Here is a 7665-nt window from a genome sequence, read left to right as displayed (position 1 = left end):
CATTTTGCCGGGTTGGGCTGCGGCTGGGTAGTGCAAAAGGGCTTTTGTGGCGAGGGAGCTTGCTCCCGCTCGGCTGCGTAGCAGTCGCAAACAGGGTATACGCGTTAGCCCCATCTGGGGCCGCTTCGCAGCCCAACGGGAGCAAGCTCCCTCGCCACAGGGTTTAGCGTGTCAGCCAAAGATCTTCTTGAAAAACGCCTGCATGTCCGCCCAGGACTTTTCATCCGCCGCTTTGTTGTAGCCGATGTCAGGCCCGCCGTGATCGCCATGGCCCAAGCGGTCGGCATCCGGATTGCTGAAGCCATGCTTGGCGCCGTCGAGGCTGACGAAGGTGTAGTCGGCGCCGGCCTTGTCCATTTCGGCTTTGAACGCGGCAACGTTATCCGGGGTGATCATGCTGTCCTGCGCACCATGCTCGACGAGGATCTTCGCTTTGACGCTGCCCGGTGCGGCAGGGGTGTTGGTCGCCAGCGCGCCATGGAAACTCACCACGCCGGCCAATGGCACACCCTGGCGCGCGGCGTTGAGCACCACGGCGCCGCCGAAGCAGTAGCCAATGGCGGCGATTTTGTCCGGATCGCTTTGCGCCTGTTTCTTGAGCAAGTCGAGCCCGGCCTGGAACCGCGCGCTGGACGCGGCGCTGTCCTTCATGGCCGCTTGCATGAACGCCATGGCGTCCTTGGGATGCTCAGTGTTCTTGCCATCACCATACATGTCGATGGCCAGGGCGCTATAGCCGAGCCCGGCGAGGTCTCGGGCGCGGCGTTTGGTGTAGTCGTTGAGCCCCCACCATTCATGCACCACCACGACACCCGGACGCGGTCCCTTGATCGCATCGTCGTAGGCGTAATAGCCGATCAATTTTGTGCCGTCGGCACTTTGATAGGGGATTTCCTGGGTCTTGATGGCGGCCTGGCCGAGACCGCTCAAGGTCAGCAAAAGGACAGCGAGGAACATGCGCATGGTTGAATCTCCTGTTCAAATTCATCGAACCGCTTGGGGTGAGATGATTCAGCTTAGGTTCAGATTGCGTTCAGGGGGAGTTCAGGGCGAGGTCGGTAACCTTGCCCTACCCAAAAAGCGAACAGCGCATGAGGAAACTCCCTATGACTGGCTTCAAGAAACTGCTCCTGGCGTTCACTGTGCTGGGCGCCAGTGCCGCCGCCCACGCGGCTGACGATCATTTGGCCAGTCGTGTTTTCGCACAGACCGGCGACAAGGACAAAAAGTCCCGGGTCTTGAGCCGCTCGACCGTCAATGCCGTGGTGAGTAACGACAGTGATTGGGGCGCGAGCCTGGCGCAGCAAAATGGCCAGTCCGGTTATCACGCCGGTTACACCAACGTGTCGGTCTCGCACCATGGCATTAAACTGCGCCAGGAAGACCTCGTGGGCCGCTCTGTTCTGTCCCTTGCGACGGACATCAGCACACTGTCATGAAACAAGTCATCGAGGCTCGGTTATCTCCCTCGGGAGAGGTTGATTTGCCCTGGAGAGCGTTATGAAACTGCTGGTCGTCGAAGATGAAGCGCTGTTGCGCCATCACCTGCAAACGCGTCTGACGGAAAGCGGCCACGTGGTCGAGTCCGTGGGAAATGCCGAAGAAGCCTTGTATCAAGCCGGGCAGTTCAATTTCGATCTGGCGGTGATCGACCTTGGTCTGCCGGGCATGGGCGGGCTCGATCTGATTCGTCAGTTGCGTTCCGGCGGCAAGGCGTTCCCGATCCTGATTCTCACCGCCCGGGGCAACTGGCAGGACAAGGTCGAGGGCCTTGCCGCCGGAGCCGATGACTATGTGGTCAAGCCGTTCCAGTTCGAAGAGCTCGACGCAAGGCTCAATGCCTTGTTGCGCCGCTCCAGCGGTTTTACCCAATCGACCATCGTCGCCGGCCCTTTGAAGCTTGATCTCAATCGCAAGCAGGCGTCCCTCGATGAGCAACCGCTGGCGTTGACCGCTTACGAGTACCGCATCCTCGAATACCTGATGCGCCATCATCAGCAAGTGGTGGCCAAGGACCGGTTGATGGAGCAGCTTTACCCGGATGACGATGAGCGAGATCCGAATGTGATCGAGGTGCTGGTCGGCCGACTGCGCCGCAAGCTCGAAGGGTCGGCGGGCTTCAAGCCGATCGATACCGTGCGTGGCCTCGGCTACCTGTTCAGTGAGCGCTGCACTTGATTCGTTCTCTTCGCGTTCGCTTGATGCTCGCCGCAACATTGCTGGCGGTGTTGTTCATGCTGGCGTTGCTGCCGGCGATGCAAGGCGCGTTCAGTCTCGCCTTGCAGGACTCCATCGAACAGCGTCTGGCGTCTGATGTCACGACGCTGATCTCTGCCGCCCGAGTCGAGAGCAACCGTTTGCAGATGCCGGCGCAATTGCCCGACGAGCGTTTCAACCTCACTGACAGCCGTTTGCTCGGTTACATCTATGACCGCGAAGGACGGCTGGTCTGGCGGTCGAAGGCCACGCAGGAGGAACACATTAACTACAAACCGCGCTACGACGGGCGCGGCAACGAATTCGCGAGAATCAGCGAGGCCAACGGCGAGGAGTTTTTCGTCTATGACGTCGAGGTCAAACTGCTGGGGGGCAAGAGTGCGGCGTTCAGCATCGTTGCCCTGCAGCCGGTTCGCGAATACGAAGTCACCCTCGCAGGTCTGCGGGAAAATCTCTATCTAGGCTTCGGGGCAGCGTTGCTGGTATTGCTGGCCTTGCTCTGGTTCGGCCTGACCTGGGGGCTGAAAGCCTTGCGCCGGTTGAGTCAGGAGCTGGACCAGATCGAAGGCGGCACCCGCGAAAGTCTGAGCGAAGAGCATCCCCGGGAACTGTTGCGTCTGACCGGTTCGCTCAATCGCTTGCTGCACAGCGAGCGCGAACAGCGCAGCCGTTACCGTGATTCCCTGGATGATCTGGCACACAGCCTGAAAACGCCGCTGGCGGTGTTGCAAGGCGTCAGCGAAGACATGGCGCAACGCCCGGAAGATCGCGATCAGGCATGGGTGCTGCAAACCCAGATCGAACGCATGAGCCAGCAGATCAGCTATCAATTGCAGCGCGCCAGCCTGCGCAAAAGCGGTCTGGTGCGGCATCAGGTGCGCCTGCGACCTGTGCTGCAAAGCCTGTGCGACACGCTGGACAAGGTTTACCGCGACAAACGCGTGCGGGTCACCTTCGATCTGCCGGACGAGTGTTTTGTGCCGATCGAGCAGGGTGCCTTGCTGGAAATGCTCGGTAACTTGCTGGAGAACGCCTACCGCCTGTGCCTGGGCGAGGTGCGCATCAGCCTGCGGGAAAACCTCGGTGGCATCGAATTGTGCGTCGAGGACGACGGCCCTGGCGTGCCTATGGATCAGCGCGCGCGGATTCTCGAGCGTGGCGAACGGCTGGATCGGCAGCACCCGGGCCAGGGTATTGGCCTGGCGGTGGTCAAGGACATCATCGAGAGCTACAGCGCCCGATTGACCCTGGGCGATTCACCCTTGGGCGGCGCGGCGTTCCGGATACATTTTCCGTTGGTTTGATCCGCAACCATCGCGTGCCCTTGTAGGAGCCGGCTTGCTGGCGAAGGCGGTGTGTCAGTCAACATTTGTGTCGCTGACACACCGCCATCGCCAGCAAGCCGGCTCCTACAGGTTATGGGTTCAGTTTTCCTGCGCCCGATAAGCCCCCGGCGTCACCCCAGTCCACTTCTTGAACGCCCGGTGAAACGCCGAAGGCTCGGAAAACCCCAGTTGCTCCGCAATCTGTTGCAATGACAGGTCCGCGCGGCTCAAGTGATAAATCGCGATATCCCGGCGCAACTGATCTTTCAACTCCTGAAAACTGGTGCCTTCCTCACGCAGGTGTCGACGCAGCGTTTGCGCACTGATGTGCAGGTGCGCGGCAACGGCGTCGAGGTCCGGCCAGCGGGCACTGTCGCGGCTGAGCAAGCGGCGCAACTGGCTGCTCAGGCTGTTGCCGTCGTCCGGGCGTGACAGCAGATCGGCCGGCGAGTGTTCGAGGAAATGCTTGAGGGTGCGTTCGTCCTGCAGCAGCGGCATGTTCAGGTAGCGGCTATGGAACAACAGGCTGCTCTGGGGCGCGGAAAACGTCAAAGGACAAGAGAACAACAAGTCGTACTCGGCGCCGTGTTCCGGTCGCGGGTAACTGAATGCGGCCTGTTCCAGGCGAATACGCTGGCCGATCAGCCAACTGCCGAAACGATGCCAGATCACCAGCAGGCTCTCGCTGAGAAAATGGTCCGGGTCCCAGAGCTGCGAATCGTCCAGGCTCAGGCGGATCATCTCGTCTTCGCGCGTCAGGGTCAGGCGCGGGGCGTCGGGGAATAGACTATAAAATAATAAACCGCGGTTCAGCGCCTTCTCCAGATTACGGCAGTGGATCACCGCATGGCACATCATGGCGAAGCTGCCCGGCTTGCTGGGGCCGCGTCCAAAGCCCAGGTACTCGTCGTCCAGTGCCAGCCACAGTCCCTGAATCAGTCGGGTGAACTGCTCCGGTGCAATGCGCGCCCGCGGCTCGTCGAGCAATTCGGGGCTGATCCCCAACTGTTGCAACAGGCTCGAATAGTCCAGGCCACGGCGTTGCGCGCCACCGAGGACGGCGCGGGCGAAGTGACTGGCGATGGTGCGTTCGCGCATAGCGGCTAAATCCGTCCATTGAGCGGCGGATGGTAGCTGCGGTGCCAAACGATGGACAAGGCGGATATCCGCCAAATTGCAGGACGTGATCTGTTTGGAGGGCGGAAATCCGCCAGTGCGCTCAACGGTTCAACGATACGGCGCGACTTGCAACCCCTGATATCAAAAGGCTTGTGGATGTTTTACCGCAGGTGGCACGGGCTTTGCGATACAAGCGACAGATGCCTGCCGTCGCGCAGCTCGAAAAAACAAATCCCTCCAGTGCAGGAGGGTTCGCAATTGAGGTGTCGCCGGCCATCGATGGATGTTGGCAGCGCGTACTCTTGAGGAACTTTGCAATGACGACTCGTCAGCCACTGTATAAATCCCTGTATTTCCAGGTGATCGTTGCAATTGTCATCGGTATTTTGCTCGGTCACTACTATCCACAGCTCGGTGTGGCCGTAAAGCCGCTGGGTGACGGGTTCATCAAACTGATCAAGATGATCATCGCCCCGATCATCTTCTGCACCGTCGTCAGTGGTATCGCTGGCATGCAGGACATGAAATCGGTCGGCAAGACCGGTGGTTACGCGCTGCTGTACTTCGAAATCGTTTCGACCATCGCTTTGCTGGTCGGCCTGGTGGTCGTCAATATCGTGCAGCCTGGCAACGGCATGCACATCGACGTCAGCACTCTGGATGCTTCCAAGGTCGCTACGTATATTGCGGCCGGTGCTGATCAAAGCGTCGTTGGCTTCCTCCTCAACGTGATCCCGTCCACCATCGTCGGCGCATTCGCCACGGGCGACATCCTGCAAGTCTTGATGTTCTCGGTGATCTTCGGTTTCGCCCTGCATCGCCTGGGCGCCTACGGCCGGCCGATCCTGGACTTCATCGATCGCTTCGCCCACGTCATGTTCAACATCATCAACATGATCATGAAGCTCGCGCCAATCGGTGCCTTCGGTGCCATGGCGTTCACCATCGGTGCCTATGGCGTCGGCTCGCTGGTGCAACTGGGCCAGTTGATGGCGTGCTTCTACATCACTTGCCTGCTGTTCATCCTGATCGTGCTGGGTGGTATTGCTCGCATGCACGGTTTCAGCGTTCTGAAAATGATCCGCTACATCCGTGAAGAACTGCTGATCGTACTGGGTACTTCTTCTTCGGAATCGGTACTGCCACGCATGCTGATCAAGATGGAGCGTCTGGGCGCGAAGAAATCCGTCGTGGGTCTGGTGATCCCGACCGGTTACTCGTTCAACCTCGACGGTACGGCGATCTACCTGACCATGGCGGCCGTGTTCATTGCCCAGGCCACTGACACCCCCATGGACCTCACGCACCAGATCACCCTGCTGGTGGTATTGCTGCTGTCCTCCAAAGGTGCTGCCGGTGTGACCGGTTCGGGCTTCATCGTACTGGCAGCCACGCTGTCCGCTGTCGGCCACTTGCCGGTTGCCGGCCTGGCGCTGATCCTCGGCATCGACCGCTTCATGTCCGAAGCCCGTGCCCTGACCAACCTGATTGGTAACGCCGTGGCGACCATCGTGGTGGCCAAGTGGGTCAAGGAACTGGACACCGACGTACTGCAATCCGAGCTGGCTTCTGGCGGTCGCGGCATTGCCGACGAGCCTAAAGACGACGTTCTGGGCCACGCCGACGAGGTCGCCCCGGCTAACGCCAAATAAACCTGCTGCAATGAAAAACCCGCTTCGGCGGGTTTTTTTCTGCCTGCGACCTGAGCGCAACGGTCAGCGTCACTGGCACATAAGGTTATTGCCCCTGAGCGTCCGGCTGCCTAGTCTGGGGGCATCATTCAGGGAGAACATCCATGCTCGGTCCACTGGCATCACTCAAGGTTCTGGATTTCTCGACATTGCTGCCGGGGCCGTTCGCCTCGTTGTTACTGGCGGACATGGGCGCGCACGTGCTGCGCATCGAATCGCCGAGCCGCATGGACCTGCTGCGCGTGCTGCCACCCCATGACCAGGGCGTGTCAGCCAGCCACGCCTATCTCAATCGCAATAAACGCAGCCTGGCGCTGGACCTCAAGCAGCCTGAGGCGCTGGAGGTCATCAAGCAGCTTCTTGAGGACTACGACATTGTGCTGGAGCAGTTTCGCCCCGGTGTCATGGAACGTTTGGGGCTGGGCTATGAAGCCCTGAAGGCCATCAATCCCAAACTCATTTATGTGTCGATCACCGGTTACGGCCAGACCGGCCCTTACCGGGAACGTGCCGGCCATGACATCAATTACCTGGCGCTGGCCGGGCTGGCCAGCTACACCGGCCGTGCCGACAGCGGGCCGCTGCCCTTGGGGCCGCAAGTGGCGGATGTCGCCGGCGGTTCGTTGCACGGGGTAATCGGATTGCTCGCCGCGGTGATCGCCCGCCAGCAAACCGGGCAGGGGCAACACCTGGATGTGAGCATGACCGACTGCGCCTTCAGCCTTAATGCCATGGCGGGCGCCGGGTACCTGGCCTGCGGTGTCGAGCCGGGCCGGGAAGACCAGATGCTCAATGGCGGTAGCTTTTACGACTATTACCGTTCGCGGGATGGCCGCTGGTTGTCGGTGGGCAGCCTCGAACCGGCGTTCATGAAGCAGTTATGTGTGGCGCTTGGGCTGGAGGAGCTGGCGAGCCTCGGCCTGTCCCCGCAACCGTCGCAGCAGAGGAAACTCAAGGACGCGCTGACAGTGGAGTTCGAGAAACATGACTTCGCCGAGTTGTGTGCATTGTTTGCGGAACTGGATGCGTGCGTGGAGCCGGTTTTGAGCGTCGGGGAAGCGCTGCGTCATCCGCAGTTGCAGGCACGGGATTTGGTCACGCAAGTGCCGAGGGGCGATGGTTCGAGCCAGGCGCAGATGGCGTGTCCGTTGAAGTTTTCAGAAGGATTGCCGGCGCCCCGGCACATTGGCGCGGCGTTGGGCGAGCATACGGATCAGGTGTTGGGGGCGTTGGGATTTAGTGTTGAGCGGATTGATGAACTGCGGCGGGCCAAGGTAATTCTCTAGTGCCCGTACTGGCCTCATCGCCAGCAG

At 60.3% G+C, this 7665-nt stretch carries 7 protein-coding genes; 5 read left to right on the top strand and 2 right to left on the bottom strand.

Features of this window, described 5'->3' with window-relative positions:
* Nucleotides 1–171: 171 nt before the first annotated feature.
* Nucleotides 172–963, bottom strand: coding sequence for a dienelactone hydrolase family protein (locus tag D8U69_RS12745; RefSeq protein ID WP_130907425.1), 792 nt, complete (start codon nt 961–963; stop codon nt 172–174).
* A gap of 143 nt (nt 964–1106) precedes the next feature.
* Between D8U69_RS12745 and D8U69_RS12740 the strand changes: the two genes are divergently transcribed.
* The 3 genes from D8U69_RS12740 (at nt 1107) to D8U69_RS12730 (ending at nt 3521) form a co-directional block, all read left to right on the top strand.
* The gene (locus D8U69_RS12740) at nt 1107–1439 is read left to right on the top strand and encodes a hypothetical protein (protein WP_130907424.1); all 333 of its coding nucleotides are present in this window, start codon (nt 1107–1109) and stop codon (nt 1437–1439) included.
* Nucleotides 1440–1500: 61 nt separating this feature from the next.
* Entirely contained in the window at nt 1501–2178 is a 678-nt protein-coding gene (locus D8U69_RS12735) for a response regulator transcription factor (RefSeq protein ID WP_130907423.1), read from the top strand.
* The gene (locus D8U69_RS12730) at nt 2175–3521 is read left to right on the top strand and encodes an ATP-binding protein (RefSeq protein WP_056853141.1); all 1347 of its coding nucleotides are present in this window, start codon (nt 2175–2177) and stop codon (nt 3519–3521) included. The genes D8U69_RS12735 and D8U69_RS12730 overlap by 4 nt, the downstream gene beginning before the upstream one ends.
* A 120-nt stretch (nt 3522–3641) precedes the next feature.
* Here D8U69_RS12730 and D8U69_RS12725 read toward each other — a convergent pair whose 3' ends face one another.
* Entirely contained in the window at nt 3642–4640 is a 999-nt protein-coding gene (locus D8U69_RS12725; protein ID WP_056853140.1) for an AraC family transcriptional regulator, read from the bottom strand.
* A 338-nt stretch (nt 4641–4978) separates the two neighbouring features.
* Between D8U69_RS12725 and D8U69_RS12720 the strand changes: the two genes are divergently transcribed.
* Nucleotides 4979–6313 (top strand): dicarboxylate/amino acid:cation symporter, encoded by a 1335-nt coding sequence (locus D8U69_RS12720; protein ID WP_130907422.1) that lies wholly within the window; start codon nt 4979–4981, stop codon nt 6311–6313.
* 143 nt (nt 6314–6456) lie between these two features.
* Nucleotides 6457–7638, top strand: a complete 1182-nt coding sequence (locus tag D8U69_RS12715; protein ID WP_130907421.1) for a CaiB/BaiF CoA-transferase family protein — start codon at nt 6457–6459, stop codon at nt 7636–7638.
* Nucleotides 7639–7665: the final 27 nt, after the last annotated feature.

The organism is Pseudomonas sp. Sample_16 (assembly GCF_004307665.1).
In the GTDB taxonomy this organism is placed as follows: domain Bacteria; phylum Pseudomonadota; class Gammaproteobacteria; order Pseudomonadales; family Pseudomonadaceae; genus Aquipseudomonas.
Note: the sequence above shows the minus strand (reverse complement) of the source record. Positions and strands in the feature narration are given on the sequence as shown.